At 72.0% G+C, this 19421-nt stretch carries 15 protein-coding genes and 1 tRNA gene; 8 read left to right on the forward strand and 8 right to left on the reverse strand.

Annotation, left to right across the window (positions count from 1 at the left end; genetic code table 11):
• Positions 1-45: 45 nt before the first annotated feature.
• Together AB0B83_RS07880 and AB0B83_RS07885 are read left to right on the forward strand one after the other, a co-directional pair.
• The gene (locus tag AB0B83_RS07880; protein ID WP_357577575.1) at positions 46-1581 is read left to right on the forward strand and encodes a ricin-type beta-trefoil lectin domain protein; all 1536 of its coding nucleotides are present in this window, start codon (positions 46-48) and stop codon (positions 1579-1581) included.
• 94 nt (positions 1582-1675) lie between these two features.
• On the forward strand, positions 1676-2938 hold the full coding sequence (locus tag AB0B83_RS07885; RefSeq protein ID WP_357577527.1) for a family 16 glycosylhydrolase: 1263 nt from the start codon (positions 1676-1678) through the stop codon (positions 2936-2938).
• Positions 2939-3066: 128 nt separating this feature from the next.
• Here the strand turns inward: AB0B83_RS07885 and AB0B83_RS07890 are convergent, their stop codons facing one another.
• Positions 3067-4008: a phosphotransferase gene (locus AB0B83_RS07890; RefSeq protein ID WP_357577528.1), complete on the reverse strand. Its 942-nt coding sequence runs from the start codon at positions 4006-4008 to the stop codon at positions 3067-3069.
• Positions 4009-4244: 236 nt separating this feature from the next.
• Between AB0B83_RS07890 and AB0B83_RS07895 the strand changes: the two genes are divergently transcribed.
• From AB0B83_RS07895 to AB0B83_RS07915, 5 genes are all read left to right on the forward strand, one after another.
• Positions 4245-4721, forward strand: coding sequence for a hypothetical protein (locus AB0B83_RS07895; protein WP_357577529.1), 477 nt, complete (start codon positions 4245-4247; stop codon positions 4719-4721).
• Between the two features lie 34 nt (positions 4722-4755).
• A tRNA-Ser gene (locus tag AB0B83_RS07900) sits at positions 4756-4838 on the forward strand.
• A gap of 553 nt (positions 4839-5391) precedes the next feature.
• On the forward strand, positions 5392-6918 hold the full coding sequence (locus tag AB0B83_RS07905; protein ID WP_357577530.1) for a TROVE domain-containing protein: 1527 nt from the start codon (positions 5392-5394) through the stop codon (positions 6916-6918).
• Positions 6919-7083: 165 nt separating this feature from the next.
• On the forward strand, positions 7084-7983 hold the full coding sequence (locus tag AB0B83_RS07910; RefSeq protein WP_357577531.1) for a bile acid:sodium symporter family protein: 900 nt from the start codon (positions 7084-7086) through the stop codon (positions 7981-7983).
• 320 nt (positions 7984-8303) lie between these two features.
• Positions 8304-10172, forward strand: a complete 1869-nt coding sequence (locus AB0B83_RS07915) for an ATP-binding cassette domain-containing protein (protein WP_357577576.1) — start codon at positions 8304-8306, stop codon at positions 10170-10172.
• 51 nt (positions 10173-10223) lie between these two features.
• On the opposite strand, the gene AB0B83_RS07920 is transcribed toward AB0B83_RS07915, so the two are convergent.
• From AB0B83_RS07920 to AB0B83_RS07930, 3 genes are all read right to left on the reverse strand, one after another.
• Positions 10224-11807, reverse strand: a complete 1584-nt coding sequence (locus AB0B83_RS07920; protein WP_357577532.1) for a DHA2 family efflux MFS transporter permease subunit — start codon at positions 11805-11807, stop codon at positions 10224-10226.
• 209 nt (positions 11808-12016) lie between these two features.
• Positions 12017-13645 carry an isovaleryl-CoA dehydrogenase gene (locus AB0B83_RS07925; protein WP_357577533.1) on the reverse strand — a complete coding sequence of 543 codons (1629 nt, stop codon included), beginning with the start codon at positions 13643-13645 and terminating at the stop codon, positions 12017-12019.
• A complete protein-coding gene (locus AB0B83_RS07930; RefSeq protein WP_357577534.1) occupies positions 13642-14241 on the reverse strand; it encodes a TetR/AcrR family transcriptional regulator in 600 nt (199 codons plus the stop codon). Before AB0B83_RS07930 ends, AB0B83_RS07925 begins: the two co-directional genes overlap by 4 nt.
• A 134-nt stretch (positions 14242-14375) precedes the next feature.
• On the opposite strand from AB0B83_RS07930, the gene AB0B83_RS07935 reads away from it, so the two are divergent.
• Positions 14376-15122, forward strand: coding sequence for a hypothetical protein (locus tag AB0B83_RS07935; RefSeq protein ID WP_357577535.1), 747 nt, complete (start codon positions 14376-14378; stop codon positions 15120-15122).
• Positions 15123-15230: 108 nt separating this feature from the next.
• Here the strand turns inward: AB0B83_RS07935 and AB0B83_RS07940 are convergent, their stop codons facing one another.
• From AB0B83_RS07940 to AB0B83_RS07955, 4 genes are all read right to left on the reverse strand, one after another.
• Entirely contained in the window at positions 15231-15671 is a 441-nt protein-coding gene (locus tag AB0B83_RS07940; RefSeq protein WP_132236024.1) for a hypothetical protein, read from the reverse strand.
• A 312-nt stretch (positions 15672-15983) separates the two neighbouring features.
• Positions 15984-16910, reverse strand: coding sequence for a hypothetical protein (locus AB0B83_RS07945; RefSeq protein ID WP_357577536.1), 927 nt, complete (start codon positions 16908-16910; stop codon positions 15984-15986).
• A gap of 131 nt (positions 16911-17041) precedes the next feature.
• Entirely contained in the window at positions 17042-18490 is a 1449-nt protein-coding gene (gene rox / locus AB0B83_RS07950; RefSeq protein ID WP_357577537.1) for a rifampin monooxygenase, read from the reverse strand.
• Positions 18491-18703: 213 nt separating this feature from the next.
• Entirely contained in the window at positions 18704-19351 is a 648-nt protein-coding gene (locus AB0B83_RS07955; RefSeq protein WP_357577577.1) for a DNA alkylation repair protein, read from the reverse strand.
• Positions 19352-19421: the final 70 nt, after the last annotated feature.

The following is a 19421-nucleotide window of genomic DNA, read 5'->3' on the forward strand; positions in this document are numbered from 1 at the left end:
GCCCTCGCCGCACCGGGAGGAACCCCCTTGTCTCGAAGACTGCGCATGCTCGTCCCCGCCGCCGCCGGCCTCCTGTTCCTCGGCCTGACCCCGGCGGCGGGCCACGCCAGCGACACGTCCCCCGCCGCCCCGGACCGCGCTGCGGCGGCCCCGGCCGGCCCCAGCCCCGCCCTCGTCGAGGCCATGCGCCGCGACCTCGACCTCACCCCCACCCAGGTCGACGAACGCCTGCGCACCGAGGCGGCGGCGCCGGTGGTCGAGCGGCGCCTGCGGGCGAAGCTCGGCTCGGCGTTCGCCGGCGCGTGGATCCCGCCCGGCGGACAGCGCCTCACCGTCGCCGTCACGGATGCGGCCCTCGCCACGGCCGTCCGCGCCGAGGGCGCCGACGTCACTGTCGTCGCCCGCAGCGAGCGCACCCTCGACGCGCTCAAGCGCGCCCTCGACCGGCGGGCCGCCGACGCCGCTCCCCGCGACGTCCACGCCTGGCGCGTCGACGTCGCCCGCAACAGCGTGGTCGTGACGGCCCGTCCGGGCGCTACCGCCAAGGCGATCGCGTACGCCAAGGCCGCCCGCGTGCCCGCGGACGCGATCCAGGTGGTCACCTCCGCCGACGCGCCCCGCCCGCTCTACGACATCCGCGGCGGCGACCAGTACGTGATCAACGGCAACACCCTCTGCTCGGTAGGCTTCGCGGTCGTCGGCGGCTTCGTCACCGCGGGCCACTGCGGGGGCGTCGGCAGCCCCACCCTCGGCTACAACAACGTCTCCCAGGGCACGTTCGCGGGATCGTCGTTCCCCGGCAACGACTACGGGTGGGTACGCACCAACGGCTCATGGACGCCGCAGCCCTGGGTGAACAACTACGCCGGGGGCAACGTGACGGTCGCCGGCTCGCAGGACGCGGCGATCGGCAGCTCGGTCTGCCGCTCCGGGCGGACCACCGGCTGGCGCTGCGGGACCATCCTGGGTCGCAACGAGACCGTCAACTACCCGCAGGGCGCGGTGTCGGGCCTGACCCGCAGCAACGCCTGCGCCGAGGGCGGCGACTCCGGCGGGGCCTGGGTCTCCGGCAACCAGGCCCAGGGCGTCACCTCCGGCGGCTCCGGCAACTGCTCCACGGGCGGCACGACCTGGTTCCAGCCGGTCAACGAGATCCTCGGCGTCTACGGGCTGACTCTGGTCACCACCGGTGGCGGCGGCGGGAGCCGGCTGATCAGCAACTGGAACAACCGCTGCATCGACGTGCCGAACTCCAACTTCTCCGACGGCGTGCCCCTGCAGACCTGGACCTGCAACGGCACCGCCGCGCAGTCCTGGACCTTCACCGGCGGCACGCTGCGTACGCAGAACAACAAGTGCATGGACGTGGCGTGGGGGTCCACCGCCAACGGCGCGGTCATCCAGATCGCCAACTGCAGCGGCAACCCGGCCCAGCAGTTCGTCCTCTCGGCGGCCGGCGACCTGGTCAACCCGCAGGCCAACAAGTGCGTCGACATCAAGGAGTGGAACAACTCCGACGGCGCCCGCCTGCACCTGTGGGACTGCCTCGGCGCCGCCAACCAGAAGTGGCGTCGCGGCTGACCCGGTGCCCGCCCGTCGTCGCGCCCGCACCGACCGGCCGATCGACCACCGCGAGAGACGTCGCGCCGGCGCAGTTTCGCCAAGGAGGTCCTACATGTTCAGAGTCCGTACCCGCCGCCGGCCGTGGGCGCTCGCCCTCGCCGCGACCGCGATCATCGCCGCCACGGCGGCAATCTCCGTGCCGATCCACCCCGAACCGGCGCAGGCCGCCATCGGGGGGATCACCTGGCAGGACGAGTTCAACGCCTCCGCCGGCACGCCCGTCAACCAGAGCAAGTGGCGCTTCGACATCGGTGGCGGCGGCTGGGGCAACAACGAACGGCAGTACTACACCAACAGCACGAGCAACGCCGTGCACGACGGCCAGGGCAACCTGGTGATCACCGCCCGCCGGGAGAACCCCGCCAACTACCAGTGCCACTACGGCCGGTGCGAGTACACCTCGGCCCGGCTGCTCACGGCGGCCACGTTCACCCAGACGTACGGCCGCTTCGAGGCCCGCATCAAGATCCCGCGCGGGCAGGGCATCTGGCCGGCGTTCTGGATGCTCGGCAACGACATGGGCAGCGTGGGCTGGCCGAACGCGGGCGAGATCGACATCATGGAGAACATCGGCCGGGAGCCGAACACCGTCTACGGCACGATCCACGGCCCGGGCTACTCGGGCGGCGGCGGCATCACCGGCAGCCGCACCATCGGCCAGCCGCTCGCCGACACCTTCCACACCTACCGGGTGGACTGGGAGCCGAACTCGATCATCTGGTACCTCGACGGCGTCGAGTTCCACCGGGTCGACCCGGGTCGGCTCGGTGGCAACCGCTGGGTGTTCGACCACCCCTTCTTCATGATCCTCAACGTGGCGGTGGGCGGCAACTGGCCGGGCTACCCCGACGGCTCCACGCAGTTCCCGCAGCAGATGCTCGTGGACTACGTCCGCGTCTCGGGCTACACCTCGGGCGGCAACCCGCCGACGGGCACCAACGCCATCCGGGGCGCGCTCAGCGGTCGCTGCATCGACATCCCGAGCGCCAACCCGGTCGACGGGGCCAAGCTCCAGATCTGGGACTGCAACGGCACCGCTGCGCAGGCCTGGACGTTCGCCTCCGACGGCACGATCCGGGCGATGGGCAAGTGCATGGACCCGGCCTGGGCCGGCACGGCGAACGGCACCGAGGTCAACCTCGTCACCTGCAACGGCAACCCGGCCCAGCGCTTCACCCTGAACGCCGCCGGTGACCTGGTCAACCTCAGCGCCAACCGGTGCGTCGACGTGCGGGACCGCAACCCCAACAACGGGGGCAAGCTCCAACTGTGGGACTGCACGGGCGACGCCAACCAGAAGTGGTCCCGCGTCTGATCCCTCGGGCAGCACGCGGACGTTGGCAGGGTCAGCCGGGGCACACCGCCTCGGCCGGCCCTGCCGGCTCGCGCCCCCTCAGCGGCCGTCCTGCCGGTCCCGCACCACGACCGTCTCGTCGGCACCCGTCACACCCTGTCCGGCACGCCACGCCCAACCCAACGCCGGACCTGCTCGGCCGCCTGGTCAGCGACGGCGTGCCCCACGGGGCGGGTCACCAGGTCACTCAACGCGAACATGTCCAGGACCCGCCCCACGTAGGCCCAGTCCTCGACCAGGGCCAGGTCCGCAGGCTGCTGCTCAGCGAAGCCCGCGCGGAAGCCGTCCAGGAAGCCGGCGGGATGGTCGTCGCCGAACCGGGCCATGTTGGCGGCGTCGCCATACGGGCAACCGGAATAGCTGAACTCCCAGTCGAGCAGCGCAGCCACCCGCCAACCGCCGCCCACGCGAGAGACCAGGATGTTCTTCGGGTTGATGTCGGCATGCACCAGCCGGGTGTGACCGTCGACGCCTTCCAGCGCCGACGAGTGAGCCGCGCACAACTCCACCCAGGCGCGACGCGTCCCGCCGTCGAGCCGGCCCTCGGGAACCGCGGCCATACACGCCTCGGCGACCTCAACCAGTTGCTGCGACCACGGGTCTTCCTCCTTGACGGTGAGGTCCCCGTCGACGAAGAAGCCTCGCCGGTCGAACGCCACGACGGCGACCTCCGCGACGACCCTTCCGACCTCAGCCCCCAGCTCACATGCTTCCACCCTGCTGAGATCACCCTTGGCGAGCACCCCGCTCAGCGCATCGCCGTCCACATACTCGATGACCATCGCCGGCCGCACGCTCTCGTCCTCACCGGGCGTGACCAACAGGACGTCCGGAACTGGCACATGCCGACGGGCGGCGGCCATGACCCCGGCCTCGATCGCCGGGTCCGTTCCTCCGAACCGGGCAACGACCTGGCCGTCAGCAAGCGTGAGCAGGCACGTCTCGTGGGAGAAGCCGCCCGCCAACACCGACGTCGTCACCACCCTGCTACCCAGTGCCGCCGCGATGCCCTCGAGTTCTCCGATCCGCATCGGCCCACTCAAGCAGGACGGTGAGACATCCAACCGACCGAAGTCACCTGCCGACGTACGCGGCGACCGCGGCGTGGCGGCACCCGGCCCCGCCGTTCCCGTCGGACAGGCCCGGCCCGGTCTCGGCCTCCTGCTGTTTGTCACCCCGTCGGGCCGGGCAAGTGGCCACAGTGACCCGCACCGATGAGCCTCGCACCGTCGAGTTCAGACGGTCGGCCCTCCGGCTCGTCCGGAGGGTGGCCCTGGGGCTGCTCGCCGTCGCAGCGATCGGGGTCGTCATCAACCTGGCGCGGGGCCGGCCGTGGTGGGACGGGCTGTGGACGTACCTCCCGCTCGTCATGCTCTTCCACTTCTGGCGGCTACCGACCCCACCGGGAGGCAGCCAGCGGACACTCCTGCCGGTGCGGCTCGACGACCAGCGACTGGAGATGTCGGGCCCCGGCGACACGACCCTGGCGATCGACTGGTCGAACGTCGAGCGCGCCGAGATCCGCGGGCGCCTGACACCGTCGCTGCACGTCGAGCCCGTCGATCCGGAACGGACCCGACCGCCGATGAGGCGATGGCAGTGGGCCGGGTACGGGCAGAGTCGCCCGTACGAGATCGTGGTGCCGCTCACCGGCATGACGCCCGGCCCGGGTGTGCTACGCCGCGAGCTGGCCCGGCGGTTGCCGGGAGCCACCCGGGAGGACACGCTGGGGCTGCGGCAGTGAACTGGCTTGCCCACTTCCGCACCGGTCGCCTACCGTCGGCGGGCACCTCCCGGTGCGCAGGCAACGGCTACTTCCGCTTCCAACGGGGAGACGCGGGTGCGAATCCCGCCGCCGCCGAAAGGCGGTGTCGACCAGCAGCCAAGGTCACCTTGGCCCGCGAGGGCCGGTCTCCGTTGCCGCTTCGATCTCGGGAGGTGCCCGCGCCGCGTACCCGGTGCGACAGACACAGCTACTTCCTGGCTGGCTGCCTGGGCCCCGCGGTGGTATACGCGGCGCTGTGTCGGACCTCGATCTCGGGTACGCGGCGTCGCCCGTTTCCGGCCTCCGCGACCACGGGCCGGCAAACTCCGTTGTCCGCTCGGCGCCGCCGCCGCTACGGTCGTGCCCGCACCTCCCGGTGCGAAGGCGACGGTTACATCTTGGAGGGGTGCCCGCACCCCGTTGAAGAGGCCGTCCGTCGCCGGCTCCGATCTCGGGAGGCGCGACCACGCCGCACGCCCGGTGCGCAGGTGACGGTTACTTCAGGGATCCGCGGGTTGGAGGTTCGAGTCCTCCGCCGCCTTCGGGTGGCTAGCTCAAGCGGCAGAGCAGCGGACAGGTCCGTCGCCGACCTCTGGTCTCGGGTGTGCGGTGCGGTCGCGCCTTCCGCTCCACCCACACGGGGTACGCGATGGCCAAGTTCAACCTCAAGCTGCGGCGCGACAAGCTGCCCGTCACCGCCGAGGGCGCGCCCGGCTTCGCCCGCGAGCCACGGGCCGAGCTGTTTCTGCTGGGCGTGTCGAACATGGTCGGCGAGGACACCTTCTACGAGGGCGCCGCCGACCGGGACTCCCGGTTCCGCGAGCTGGTCGCCGCCGTGGCCGTCGCCGACCCCGACTGGTTCGCGCGCTTCGTGCGGTGGCTGCGTACCGGCGCGATGCTGCGTTCCGCATCCGTCGTGGCCGCCCTGGAGGGTGCCCGCGCGCAGGTCGCCGCCGGCATCCCCGGATCCCGGGCGGTGGTGGACTCCGCGTTGCAGCGGGCCGACGAGCCGGGCGAGGCCCTCGCGTACTGGCTGGGTCGGCACGGCCGGGCGATGCCCAAGCCGGTCAAGCGGGGCGTCGCCGACGCGGTGGCGCGGCTGTACCACGAGCGGAGCCTGCTCAAGTACGACGCCGACGGCAGCCCGGTGCGGTTCGGCGACGTCATCGACCTGACCCACCCGACGGCGCGGGACGCGCGGCAGGGCGACCTCTTCCGGCACGCGCTGGACCGCCGGCACAAGCGCGACAACCCGCTGCCCGGGTCCCTCACGATGCTGGCGGCGCGGGCCGAGCTCATGGCGTTGCCGGTCGAGCGGCGCGTCGAGATCATCGACCCGGCGGTGCTGGGCGCGGCCGGCATGACCTGGGAGGCCCTCGCGGGCTGGCGGCAGACCGCGATGGACGCCGCGGCCTGGGAGGCGATCATCCCGACCATGGGCTACCTGGCGCTGCTGCGCAACCTGCGCAACTTCGACCGGGCCGGTGTCAGCGACACCGTCGCCGAGGCCGTGGCGGCCAGGTTGGCCGACCCGGCCGAGGTCGCCCGGTCGCGCGTGCTGCCGATGCGGTACCTGTCGGCGTACAACGCGGCACCGAGCCTGCGGTGGGCGTACCCGTTGGAGCGGGCGTTGCAGCAGGCGCTGGCGCACGTGCCCGCCCTGGACCGGCGGACCCTGGTTCTGATCGACACGTCGGGGTCGATGAACACCGCGTTCAGCAAGGACGGCACGCTGCGCTGCTGGGACGCGGCCACCGTGTTCGGCCTCGCGCTGGCCGCCCGCGCGCGGGACGCCACGGTGGTGTCGTTCTCCAACGCCAGCACGGTGTTCCCGGCCGTCGCCGGCGAGTCGGTGCTGGCGGCGGTGCGCCGGTTCAAGGAGGGTGGCTACTTCCACGGCGCCGGGACCCAGACCGAGAAGGCGGTGCGCGACCACTACGACGGGCACGACCGGGTGGTCATCCTCACCGACGAGCAGGCGCACTGGCACGGCGCGGCGGACGTCACGGCCGCCGTGCCCGCGCGGATACCGGTGTACACCTGGAACCTGGCCGGGTACCGGGTCGGGCACGCACCGGCGGCCGGCAACCGGCACACGTTCGGCGGCCTCTCCGACGCCGCGTTCGCGATGATTCCGCTCATCGAGGCGGGGTCACGCGACCAGTGGCCCTTCTGACCCGCGTCGCGGCGTCGGCCCCGTCGCCCGGGGCCGGCGCCGGGGTACGGCCGGTGGACGACACCCATTGACGGTCGTCTGCGCACGTTGCAAGATGCGGGCGCACCCGTCGTGGTGTGAAGCTCCGGTGATCCCTGGCGTACCGCGATCAGGAGGCCCAGCACTGTGAATACCGGTCTGTCGCTCGTGCTCTTCCCCATCGCGCTGGGCATCGTCATGCTCGGCCTCGGCCTCACCCTGACCATCGCCGACTTCCGTCGCGTCGTCGCCTATCCCCGGGCCGTGATCATCTCCCTGGTCTGCCAGATGCTGGTCCTGCCGGCCGTCTGCCTGGGCCTGGTGCTCGCCGCCGACCTGCGCCCCGAGTTGGCCGTCGGCATGATGCTGCTCGCCGCCTCCCCCGGCGGCAGCACCGCCAGCCTCTTCAGCCACCTGTTCCAGGGCAACGTCGCGCTGAACGTCACCCTGACCGCCATCAACTCGGTGCTCGCCCTGTTCACGCTGCCGGTGATCGTCAACCTCTCCGTCGCCGCGTTCATGGGCTCGGACAGCTCGCTCGGCCTCCAGTTCGACAAGGTGCTCCAGGTGTTCGCCCTGGTGCTCATCCCGATCGCGATCGGCATGGTCGTCCGGCAGCGGCGTCCCGCGTTCGCCGAGCGTATGCAGCGACCGGTGAAGATCCTCTCCATCGTGGTCCTCATGGTCGTGATCGTCGGCGCGGTCCTCGGCGTCAAGGACGAACTCGCCGCCACCATCGGCGCGGTCGGCCTCATCGCCCTGCTGTTCAACCTGCTCAGCCTGGCCATCGGGTACGCGGCGCCGCGCCTGCTGCGCGTCGGGCACCGGGACTCCGTCGCGTCGTCGTTCGAGATCGGCGTCCACAACGCCACCCTGGCCATCACGATCGCACTCAGCCCGGCCCTGCTCAACAACACCGACATCGGTATGCCACCGGCGATCTACGGCATCCTGATGTTCTTCACCGCCACCGCCTTCGGCTTCGTCGCCGCGCGGCGTGGCAGGGCCGCCGCCGATCCCACGAGGCAGCCGACCGCGGCGGCGTGAGCGGCCCGGCGCCGGAGGACGGAGGACGCCCTCCGGCCGGGCGCCACCGGCAAGTACGCGCCATCTTCCCTGCCCAGGGGGATGGACCGGCGCGTCGCTGGCAGTGACCATTGGTAGTTGGTCGAATGCCCTGAGTGGAGACGGTGGGGGGCGACCCCCGCCGCCCGCCGTGCCACCACCCGGGCGCGACCGACGACCACGTCACCGCGCAGCGAGGAGACACGCCCGTGACCGGAGCCGCCACCCGCACCGAACGGGACACCACGTCGGAACAGTCGGCTCCGGTAGGGGCGCAGTCGGTCCTGCCGGAGCTGCGGACGATGTACTGGGAGACCGGGATGCAGGCGCGGTCGGAAGCCGGCCTGTTCACCGTGTTCGCCGAACTGCCCCGGCTGGTCTGGACGGCGGTCCGGACCAGCTGGCGGGCCGACCGCCTCCGGACCTCGGTGGTGGCCGCCGCGACACTCGGCGGCGGGGCGATGGCCGCCTTCGGGCTGCTGGCCACCCAGCGGGTGCTCGTCGAGCTGTTCGCCGGGGGCCCGACCACGGAGAAGGTGGTCGCCGCGACGCCCGCGCTCGCCGTGCTGGCGGGGGCGACCGCGCTGCGCGCCGGCATGGGCATCGCCACCGGGTACGCGCAGAACGGGCTCACCCCGCGGGTGAGCCGGGAGGTGGAACGCGGCCTGTTCGAGATGTCCACGGCGGTACGGCTGGAGGCGTTCGACGCCGACGCGTTCGCCGACGACATGGAGCGCGCCTCCCGGGGCACCGAGTCGACTGTCGACCTGGTGGAGTCGTCGATGAACCTGCTCGCCGGGCTGGCCGGCCTGCTCGCCGTGGCGGTCGCCGTCGTCGTCATCCACCCGCTGCTGCTGCTGGCGCTGCTGGTCGCGACGCTGCCCAAGGCCTGGGCGTCGCTGCGGGCCGGGCACCTGCGCTACCGGACCTACACGGCCGGCTCGGTGCGGCGACGGCGACTGTGGCTGCTGCACCGGCTGATGGCCGAGCGGGACTCGGCGCCGGAGCTGCGCTCCTACGGGCTGCGCCGCTTCCTGCTGGACCAGTACGACCGGGTGATGGAGGTCGAGACCGACATCGAGCTGGCCCTCGCCCGCCGGGTCACCACGACCACCACGGTCGGGGCGGTGATCGGTGGAATCGCCACCGCCGTGGTCTACCTCCTGCTCGGGCTGCTGCTCGTCGACGGTCAGATCCCGCTCGCGGCGGCGGCGACCTGCGTGGTCGCGGTGCAGGCCGCGCAGCGTTCGCTGGCCGTCACCACCTTCCAGGTCGACCGCGTCTACACCGAGGGCCAGCACTTCGGCGACTACACCGGGTTCATGACCCGCGCCGCCGACTACCTGCCCGACCCGGCGGCGGGCGCCGGCCCCGGCCCGCTGCGCGAACTGGCCGTGCGGGAGGTCAGCCTGCGCTACCCCGACCGGGACGTCCCCGCCGTGGACCGCGTGACGCTGACGATCACGGCGGGGCAGACGGTGGCGTTCGTGGGCGAGAACGGCTCGGGCAAGACCACCCTTGCCGCGATGATCGCCACCCTGCGCGCGCCCACCGAGGGCGTCATCTGCTGGAACGGGCGGCCCCTGCCCGAGTGGGACCTCGACGGGCTGCGGGCCCGCATCGCGGTGGTCACGCAGGAATACCACAAGTGGCCGTTCACGGCCGCGACGAACATCGCCGTCGGCGACGTCGAGAGCGAGGCCCGGCAGGACCGGATCGAGGCCGCCGCCGCCCGTGCCGTCGCGCACGACATGATCCAGGAGCTCCCCGACGGGTACGAGACGCTGCTCGACCGGACGTTCGCCAGGGGCCAGGACCTCTCCGGCGGCCAGTGGCAGCGCATCACCGCCGCCCGCGGCTTCCTCCGCGACGCCGAGCTGCTGGTCATGGACGAGCCGTCCTCCGCCCTCGACCCGCGCGCCGAGGACGCCCTGTTCCAGGCCATCCGGGACCGGCAGGGTCGGGCGACCACCATCCTCATCACCCACCGGCTGGCCAACGTCCGGCACGCCGACCGGATCTTCGTCATGCACGACGGCGCGCTGGTCGAGGCCGGCAGTCACGCCGAACTCGTCGCCGCCGGTGGCCGGTACGCTGAACTGTTCGCCCTCCAGGCCGCCGGCTACCACGGCGCCCACGACGAGCACGCCCCCGCGCCACGGCAGCGTTGACCCGACGGGCGCTGCGGCCCCCAGGGGCGTCCCGGGGGCCGCAGCGTCGCGTCAGTGGACGATGACGGGAGCCTTCGGCTGCCCCTCCTGCTGGCCGTCGAGCAGGTGCGACGGCTCGCGCCGACGCGGCAGGAACGCCACCGGGACGAACGTGAGGAGCACCAGCGCGAACGCGACCCAGAACGTGGTGGCGAAGGAGCTGGCGGCGAAGTCGAGGCCACGCTGGATCAGCGATGGGTCGACCGGGAACTGCTCGGCCAGCTCCGGCTGCTGCTGGAGGGCGATGGCGAGACCGGCCTCCGTCACCGGCTCCCCGCTCGGGTCGGTCACCCCGGGGATCGGCCGGGAGTCGTTGAGCTCGCTGGTGAGGATCACCGACATCATGGCGGCGCCCACGGACCCGCCGATCTGCTGGAGGATGTTGACCAGGGTGGAGCCGCGGGCCACCTCGTGCGCCTTGAGCGTCTTCAGCGCCGAGGTCATGATCGGCATCATGGTGCCGCCCATTCCCAGGCCCATGACGAACAGCGACCCGCAGAGCAGGACGTAGGAGGTCTGCGGGTCGACCTGGGTGAAGCTGAAGAACCCGACGGCGATGAGTGCCAGCGCGAACGGCACGGTACGGCCGACGGGGACCCGGTCGGCAAGCATCCCGGCCACCGGCATGGTCACCATCGCGCCGATGCCCTGCGGCGCCATCAGCAGGCCTGCGGTCAGCGTCGACTCGCCGCGGATCTGCAGGAAGTAGCTCGGGAACAGCAGGCCGGCGCCCATGAACGCGATGATGAACACGAACATGGTGACGGACGCGATGGTCAGGTTGCGGTTGGCGAACAGCCGCAGGTCCAGCAGGGGGTGCCGGGGCCGGAAGGAGTAGATGACGAAGGCGACAAGGAGCGCGCCGCCGACCAGCATGGGTGCCCACACCCCGGTGTCGGCGAACGTGCCGGTCTCGGGCAGCGACGAGACGCCGTAGAGGAAGAGGGCGAGCCCCGGCGAGAGCATCAGCATGCCGAGGAAGTCGAACGACTCGGACGGCTCGGGGTTGTCCTTCGGTAGCGCGAGTGCGGCGTAGACGAGCCCGACGGCGCCGATCGGCAGGTTGATCAGGAAGATCCAGTGCCAGCTCGCGATGTCGATCAGCCAGCCACCGAGGATCGGGCCGCCGATGGGCCCGAGCAGCATCGGGATGCCCAGGACGGCCATCAGCCGACCGATCCGGTGCGGACCGGCCGCCCGGGTCATGATGGTCATGCCCAGCGGCATGAGCATGCCGCCACCGAGGCCCTGGAGCACGCGGTAGCCGACCAGTTCCCCGAGGGTGTCGGCGGTGGCACACAGCCCCGACCCGATCGTGAAGAGGGCCAACGCGATCATGTAGAGGCGTTTGGTGCCGAACCGGTCGGCAGCCCAGCCGCTGAGTGGGATCACCGTGGCCAGGGCCAGCGTGTAGGCGGTCATGGTCCAGGCGACCTCGGCGTAGGACGCCTGGAACTCGCGCTGGAAGGTGGGCAGGGCGACGCCGACGACCGTCACGTCGAGGATCGACATGATCGCGCCGAGGACGACGACCCCGGCGATCTTGAGCACCGAGGCGTCGAGCTTGTCCGAGGTCGCGATGGATTGTTGTGTCACTAATTCTCCTGGGTCCCCGTGGTGGCCGGCGCGAGCCGTGCCTCGACCTGTCACGTGCTGACACTGTCCGCAGGCAGACTAACGAGCGGCACCGACGATCGGCGTAGGATTTCCGACCGCCGGAGAGTGGGCGACGCCACGTCGGCGGGCGGGTCGACCGCCGGAAGGGGCGCTCCTTCGCGCGAAGGTCGGGGCCCGGTCGGTGGCGGTCAGCCCACCTTGGGCACGGCGCGGGAGATGATCGCGGCGAAGTCGACGCCGCGGGGCAGCGTGCCGTACGCCTGGCCGTGGTCGCCGCCGAGCCGGGAGGCGCAGAAGGCGTCGGCGACGGCGGGGTGGCCGTGCCGCACCAGCAGCGAGCCCTGCAGGACCAGGGCGAGCCGCTCGACGACCCGGCGGGCCCGCAGCTCGACGTCGTCGCGGTCGGACAGCTCGGCCTGCACCTCGCGTACGGCGGCGTCGAGCCGGGCGTCGGCGCCGGCCGCAGCGGCGACCTCGGCCTGGAACGCCGCCATGACCTCGGGTTCCCTGCTGAGGGCGCGCAGCACGTCCAGCGCGGCGACGTTGCCCGAGCCCTCCCAGATCGAGTTCAGCGGGGACTCGCGGAACAGCCTCGGCATGCCCGACTCCTCGACGTAGCCGTTGCCGCCCAGGCATTCGAGGGCCTCGGCGGCATGCGCCGGCCAGCGCTTGCAGACCCAGTACTTGCCGACGGCGAGGGCGAGCCGCTTGAACGCGGTCTCGCCGGCGTCGCCGCGCGCGGACCGGTCGGTGGCCCCGGCGAGGCGCATCATCAGGACGGTGGCGGCCTCGGACTCGACCGCGAGGTCGGCGAGCACGTTGCGCATCAGGGGCGCCTCGACGAGGTACCGGCCGAAGGCCTGCCGGTGGGTGGCGTGGTGGGCGGCGGTGGTCACGCCCTGGCGCATGCCGGCCGCCGCGCCGATGACGCAGTCGAGGCGGGTCAGGTTGACCATGTCGATGATGGTGCGCACGCCACGGCCCTCGTCGCCGACCCGCCAGGCGACCGCGTGCTCGTACTCGATCTCGGCGGAGGCGTTGGAGCGGTTGCCGAGCTTGTCCTTGAGGCGCATCAGCCGCATCGGGTTGCGCGTGCCGTCCGGCAGGACGCGCGGGACGAGGAAACAGGTGAGCCCGCCCGGCGCCTGGGCGAGGGTGAGGAAGACGTCGCACATCGGCGCCGACGTGAACCACTTGTGCCCGAGCAGGCGGTAGGTGCCGTCCGGCTCGGGGCGGGCGGTGGTGGTGTTGGCGCGTACGTCCGAGCCGCCCTGCTTCTCCGTCATCGACATGCCGGCCAGCAGTCCCCGCTTGGCCAGCGGCGGACGCAGCCCGAAGTCGTACGACGTGGCGGTGAGCAGCGGCTCGTAGCGCGCGGCCAGCTCCGGGGCGTGCCGCAGCGCCGGCACGGCGGCGTAGGTCATCGAGATCGGGCAGCCGTGGCCGGCGTCGGGACGCCAGGTGTAGAACTTGGCCGCGCGGGCCACGTGCGCGCCCGGCCGGTCGTCCGCCCACGGCGCGGCGTGCAGGCCGTGCGTGACCGCGGTACGCATCAGCTCGTGCCAGGCCGGGTGGAACTCCACCTCGTCGACGCGGTGGCCGTGCCGGTCGTGGGTGCGCAGGACCGGCGGGTGCTCGTTCGCCAGCCGCCCGTGCTCGATCGCCTGCTCGCCGCCGCCGAGGCGGCCCAGCTCGTGCAGCTCGGCGGCGGCCCAGCCGGCGCCCTCGCGGTCGAGCCCGTCGAGCAGCGCCGCGTCGTCGGCCGTGTCGTGACCGACCAGCGGCGGAACCTGGTTGAGGACCTCGTGCGTCGTCACGGCGACACTCCCAGCGCGCGGTGGAGGAAGGTGATCAGGTGTTCGATGGTGCGCGGCCCGGCGACCCCGGCAGCGAGGGGGCCGACCATCGCCTCGGCCAGGGCGCCGACCAGCGCGGTGGCGGTCAGCTCGGGATCCTGCGGGGGAAGTTCGCCGCTCGCCACCCCCTGGGCGACGTGACCGGCGATCAGCGCGGCGTACGCGCGGCGGAAGACGAGCCGCTCGGCGTCGACCGCCGGGTCGGCCGGCTCGGCGAGCAGCGCGTACGCCAACCGGGGCGAGCGCAGCGCCCGGCCGGAGAACGTCTCGATGACGGCGGTGACCCGCTCGGCGACGGTGCCCTCCGAGGCCGCCGCGCGCGCCACCGCGTCCACCTCCCGCTGCGAGGCGGTGCGGAACACCTCGGCGACCAGGTCGGCCTTGGTGGGGAAGTGCCGGTAGACGCTGCCGGTCGCCATCCCGGCCCGCTCGGCGACGGCGGCGACCGAGCAGCCGGCGTACCCGTGCTCGGCCATGATCTCCAGCGCGGCGGCGATGATCCGCTCCCGGGACGCGCTGAGCCGGGCCTTCACGCGTTCGGTGCTCCGGTAGACCACGCAAGGATTGAACCACCATTCAATCCTTGCCGGCAAGGCGCCCGCCCGACTGGCGTACGACCCGCCCGCGACGCGGTCTAGGCTCTCTCTCTTCGGCAGGCGTACGCCCCGGAGTCCTCGAAGGCGGTCCCGCCGTGACCCCTGACCTGACCGATGTGAACCGCCGCCTGGACGCGGCGCTGGCGGGCGTGGCCGCCGCGTTCCGAGGCATGACCGCCCACCGGCGGGAGTCCAACTGCGAGTGTCACTGGGGCAGCGCCGAGGAGCTGGCGCTGCTCAAGACTCCGGACGCGCCGCTCGACGAAGACCTGCTCCGCCGAACGTACTGGACCACGGACTGGCACTACCCGGGGCCGCTGCTGCGCCGGATCCTGCCCCCGGTCACCCGACGCCTCGCGGCGGGTGAGGTGGAGTCGGTCTCCGGAATGGATTCCCTGGCCCGCCTGTTCGTCAAGGGCCGCTGGCAGGACTGGCCCGCCGCGCAACGCGACGCGGTACGGGAGTTCCTGGCAGCCTGGTGGCAGCACACGCTTGTGGATCCCGGGGCGAGGGTCCCCGCCCACGAGGCCCTGGCCTTCGTCGCCGAGGTCACCGGGCAGCTCGCCCCGTGGCTGGACACCTGGGCGCGGCTGCTGGCCGACCCGACGGCTCGGCGACGACTGGTCGCGGCGGCGGACGAGTGGTCGTACGACCTGGTCGTCGACCGTCTGCCCTGGTCGAGCTGGCGGGACGAGGAGGACACGACGTGCCTCGCGCTGTCGATGTGGGTGCTGCGGCACGCGCCGGCCGCGCTGCGGGAACACGACGCGTCCGCCGAGGTGCGCGACCTCGTACAACTGCTGGCCCTCCCCGACGCCGACCGGTGGGACAAGCGCGGCTAGCCACGCGAGGCTGCCGGGAACGGCGAAAGGGGGCACCCCCGTCTCGGGAGTGCCCCCTGGGCCGTAGCCGGCACATGGTCCGCGGGCCAGCCGGGCCGGGGCGATGCGTCAGCAGCCCTGCCGGCGGCTGTAGATCTGGTGGCGCGCGCCCGCCCAGCCGATGTAGCCGACCGCCTCGACGCAGTAGGACGCCGTGCCGGTGACGCCGACCGGGCCGGCGTGGTAGCTGAAGTCACCGGAGTCGGTGTCCGCGCTGCCCGAGCGGGTGCAGTGCGCGCCCTCACCGGAACGCTCGGCGCAGCGGTAGATCTGCACGAAGGTCGGTGCCGACTTCCCGTAGGCCGCGCCCCGGTGGTAGAAGCATGCGCTGTTGGTGCCCCCGTTGCTGCTGTTGTAGTAGATCACCAGTTCGCCGTAGCCCGAGGACTGCACCTGGCTGTAGATGATCGTGCCTGAGCAGGAGCCGGCCGCCTGGGCGGCGGGTGCGCCGATCGTCATGACCGACGCGACGGTCACCAGTGCCATCAGGGTCGAGAACACTCTCTTCATGGTCACCAAGGCCCAATCCACAGTCGACTGTCTTGCGTTGTGGATCATGATCGCACGACGCGCGCCCCGGCATTGCCCCGTGGGCGGCACGCCGCCGGGCGTCAGAGCTGCCGCAGGATGGCAACCTTGTCGTACGCGACGGCGACCACGTCCGGTTTCCCGTCCCCGGTGACGTCGCCGTCGACGCCGCAAACCTCGCGCGACGCCGACCCCGGCGGTTGACACGGGGACGCGGCCCGCCCGGCGGCGCGGAAACGCGCACGCGCCGTCTGCCGCAGAGCGCGCGGACACCCGCCCACGCCGCCGCCGGCGTCACGGGGCGTGGCGCCACCAGGGGTTCTCGAGAACGAGTTCCTCGAGGTCACGGACGTTCTCGGCAACCGTCTGCGCGGGAATGTCCGGGCGTTGGAGCGAGACGCGGAGGTCCGCGGCGAGGTAGCTCGCCTCGCGCACCTCGCACTCCCGGCGCAGGGTGGCCGGGGACGTCCCCGTCTCGTCGGCGACGACGTCGAGGACGGCCTCCATGTGCGGGCCGCTGAACCGGACCAGGAAGAACCAGTCATCCATCGGTTCACCGAAGCGCGCCCACTCGAAGTCCAGCAGCGCCGTCACACTGCGGTCACGAGCGAGCCAGTTCCCCCAGTGGCAGTCCGCGTGGACCGGGACGGCCACGCTCGCCTGCGCCGGCGCGCCCTCCGCTATCGCCGCCAGACCGTCGAGCACCCGGCGAGGGATGATCCCGTCCCGGTTCAGGGCGGCAAGGCTCTCCACCTCGGCGAAGAGCGCTGCCTGGCTGACGAATCCGCCGTGGTCGAGCGTCTCTGCCAGCGTCTGCCGGGCGGGGGCCGCAGGCGTCCAGCGGTGCAGTGCGTGCAGCCGCTGCACCGCCTCCGCCGCCAGCAGGCGCGCGGTCACCTCGTCCACGCCGGGCATGTCCATGCCGGGCGTCGCCCCGGGCGCGCGGGCGTAGCAGGCGTAGCGGACCTCGCGGGTCTCCAGCTCGTAGCGCCCGCTGTCGAGCAGCGGCGCCGTGATGCCGGCGGGCAGGTGGGGCGCGAGGGCGATCTCCCGGTCCAGTCGCGAGTGGCGGTCGGCGTCGATCACCTTCACGACGACGTCCGCCCCCAGGTAGACGTGGTGCGAGAGGCTGTCGGCGACGGTCATGGGGCCGGGGTCCCGGCCCAGGGCCGCCGCGGCGATCGCGTGGGCCACGTCGTGGGCCTGTCGCGGGTCGATCATCGGCGGTCGCACTGCGGCGTGGCCGTCGTCCTGGAGAGCGTCATCCGGGTGTCCGATCGTGAGGGCCGGTCGCGAGCACACTATCCCCGTACGGCGACCGTCGCTGTCCACCTTCGACGCGCCTGCGTCCCTCACCCGGCCGTGGGAGTTCCCGCGGCGCCGAACCACCTGGCGAGCGCGACGTCGAGCGTCTGCTGGTCCTCGCCGACCCACGCGACGTGCCCGTCCGGCCGGAGCAGTACCGCCGGCACGCCCCACTCGTCGCTGCCGTCGGCGACGTGGTCGACCCGGTCGGCCCAGCCGTCCACCGCGAGCCGCCCCGTCTGGTCGAGCAGCAGCCCGTTGCCGGTGCGCAACAGCTCGAACAGACGCCCGTGCTTCAGCCCGACGTCGCGCAGCCGCCGCCCGAGCAGGTCGTGGCCCGCACCGAAGTCGTACCGGATGTCGATCGCCGTGATCTTCTCCATCAGGAACCGGTTGACGTCGTTGAAGTCCATGAGCTGCGCCAACAACCGCCGAACCGCCTGTGGTCCGGGTTCGTTGGTCGTCAGCTGCATCTGTGCGCGGGTGTTGTCCAGCACGTCGGCGGCCACCGGATGCCGCTCGGACTCGTAGCTGTCCAGCAGGTCGTCCGGCGCCCAGCCGTTGACGGCCGCCGCCAGCTTCCAGCCCAGGTTGAACGAGTCCTGGATGCCGAGGTTGAGTCCCTGCCCACCCATGGGCGGGTGGACGTGCGCGGCGTCCCCGGCCAGGAACACCCGGCCGACCCGGTAGCGCTCGGCCTGGCGGGTCGCGTCGCCGAAGCGCGACAGCCAGCGCGGGGAGTGCGCGCCGAAGTCGGTGCCGGCGTACCTGCGTAGCTGTCGCGTGAACTCCTCGAACGTCGGCGGCACCGAACGGTCCTCGGCCACACCCTCCGCCGGTACGACCGCCCGGAACACCCCCGGCTTGCCCGACGGCCCGATCCCGAACCGCTTCTCCGTCCTGCGCACCTCGGTCATCACCTCGGTGAGGTGTTCCGGGGACGCCGTCACCTCCATCTCGCCCAGCAGGGTGTCGATCTTCGACGGCTCGCCGGGGAATCCGACCCCGAGCAGTTTCCGAACCGTGCTGCGCCCACCGTCGCAGCCGACGACGAACCGCGCCCGCAACGCGGTCGCGGAGCCACTGCCAAGGTGTACGGTCACACCGTCGTCGTCCTGCGCCAACCCGACCACCGCACCACCACGCCGGATCTCGGCCCCGACTTCGGCCGCGTGTTCCGCGAGCAGCCGGTCGGTGAGCGTCTGCGGAATGCCGAGCACGTATCCGTGGGCGGTGTCCAGCCCGATCGGGGCGGGCTTTTCGATGCCCGCGAAGAATCCCCTGAGCGGATACTGCCTGCCGTTTTCGAGGAACCGCTCCAACAGCCCCCGCTGATCCATCACCTCGATACTGCGCACGTGCAGCCCGAGCGACCGCACGAACGGCGGCGGCTCGGCGTCCTTCTCGATCACGAGCACGTGGACGCCCCGAAGACGCAATTCACTCGCCAGCATCATGCCGGTCGGGCCGCCGCCAACAATGATCACATCGAACATGAATCCCCCATGGTGTGCCGATTTCTGCGCTCGGCCGACGATTCTGCGCCACGACGGGGGTCTTGCCGCAAGCCCTGAGGTGCGGTATATGTTAATGGTGGCAAGGAGTTCCCCTCCTTGCCTTTGGTGTTCTCCGGCCCCGCACGCGCGGCCTTTGTCGTTCCCAGGCCGACAGGATCTGCCCGTCAGTACGCTGCGCTCGTCACCGGTTCCTCACGAACGGCCCTGCTGCCGGCGCACCATCTCGGTGATCCAGACGGGCGCGAACGGAGACGTGCAGCCCGGGGAGGTCGGGTAATCCTTCAGCACCCCCAGGCGCTCACCGATCTCGATCGCACGGGCGCGGTGCCCGGCGTGCTCGATCCCGATCCGAGCCAGGCACTCGTTCATCGCCCACTGCAGGCGATCCGGCGCGTCTCCCATCTCCGCCTCGATGACGTCGAGCAGTCCTTCGAGGTCGAGGCCTTCGGGCTTCTTCGTCACGCGTTCGGCGGTCAGGGCCCAGCCGGCACTCGCCACCACGGGATCGGGATCGGCGGACCACGCCAGGCGAAGCTCTTCGGAGTGCGGGTTCTTCTTCACCACGTAGTTCACGAGCCAGTCGTGCACCTTGGGTGTGCGCGCCTCGCGCAACATGACGTCCAACTCGTCACGCCCGTACGCCTTCGGGCGGCAGATCAGGATCGCCAGCAGCCTCGCCGCGGTGTCGTCCGTCGCCCAGAGCCGGCACGCGAGTTCCTGCTGCGTCCTGAGCCGCTTCGCGAGGGCGCGCAGCTTGCCGAGGTTCACACCGTGGTCGTCACCGTGTCTCCTGTTCACCTCGCGCGCCTGCGGGTCCTCGAGCGCGGCCAACTCGGCCATCACCTCGGCCACGGTCGTCTCCGTCACCCCAGCCTCCTCCCCCGTCTGTGCGGCTCAGCCTACGAGGGAA

Source organism: Micromonospora sp. NPDC049060, assembly GCF_040649055.1.
In the GTDB taxonomy this organism is placed as follows: Bacteria; Actinomycetota; Actinomycetes; order Mycobacteriales; family Micromonosporaceae; genus Micromonospora; species Micromonospora reichwaldensis.

Excerpts from the sequence above, each read along its gene's own strand:
- AB0B83_RS07880 (WP_357577575.1), top strand. The coding sequence starts at position 46 with ATGCTCGTCCCCGCCGCCGCCGGCCTCCTGTTCCTCGGCCTGACCCCG.
- AB0B83_RS07885 (WP_357577527.1), top strand. The coding sequence starts at position 1,676 with ATGTTCAGAGTCCGTACCCGCCGCCGGCCGTGGGCGCTCGCCCTCGCC.
- AB0B83_RS07890 (WP_357577528.1), bottom strand. The coding sequence starts at position 4,008 with ATGCGGATCGGAGAACTCGAGGGCATCGCGGCGGCACTGGGTAGCAGG.
- AB0B83_RS07905 (WP_357577530.1), top strand. The coding sequence starts at position 5,392 with ATGGCCAAGTTCAACCTCAAGCTGCGGCGCGACAAGCTGCCCGTCACC.
- AB0B83_RS07915 (WP_357577576.1), top strand. The coding sequence starts at position 8,304 with ATGTACTGGGAGACCGGGATGCAGGCGCGGTCGGAAGCCGGCCTGTTC.
- AB0B83_RS07940 (WP_132236024.1), bottom strand. The coding sequence starts at position 15,671 with ATGAAGAGAGTGTTCTCGACCCTGATGGCACTGGTGACCGTCGCGTCG.
- AB0B83_RS07945 (WP_357577536.1), bottom strand. The coding sequence starts at position 16,910 with ATGATCGACCCGCGACAGGCCCACGACGTGGCCCACGCGATCGCCGCG.
- rox (WP_357577537.1), bottom strand. The coding sequence starts at position 18,490 with ATGTTCGATGTGATCATTGTTGGCGGCGGCCCGACCGGCATGATGCTG.
- AB0B83_RS07955 (WP_357577577.1), bottom strand. The coding sequence starts at position 19,351 with ATGGCCGAGTTGGCCGCGCTCGAGGACCCGCAGGCGCGCGAGGTGAAC.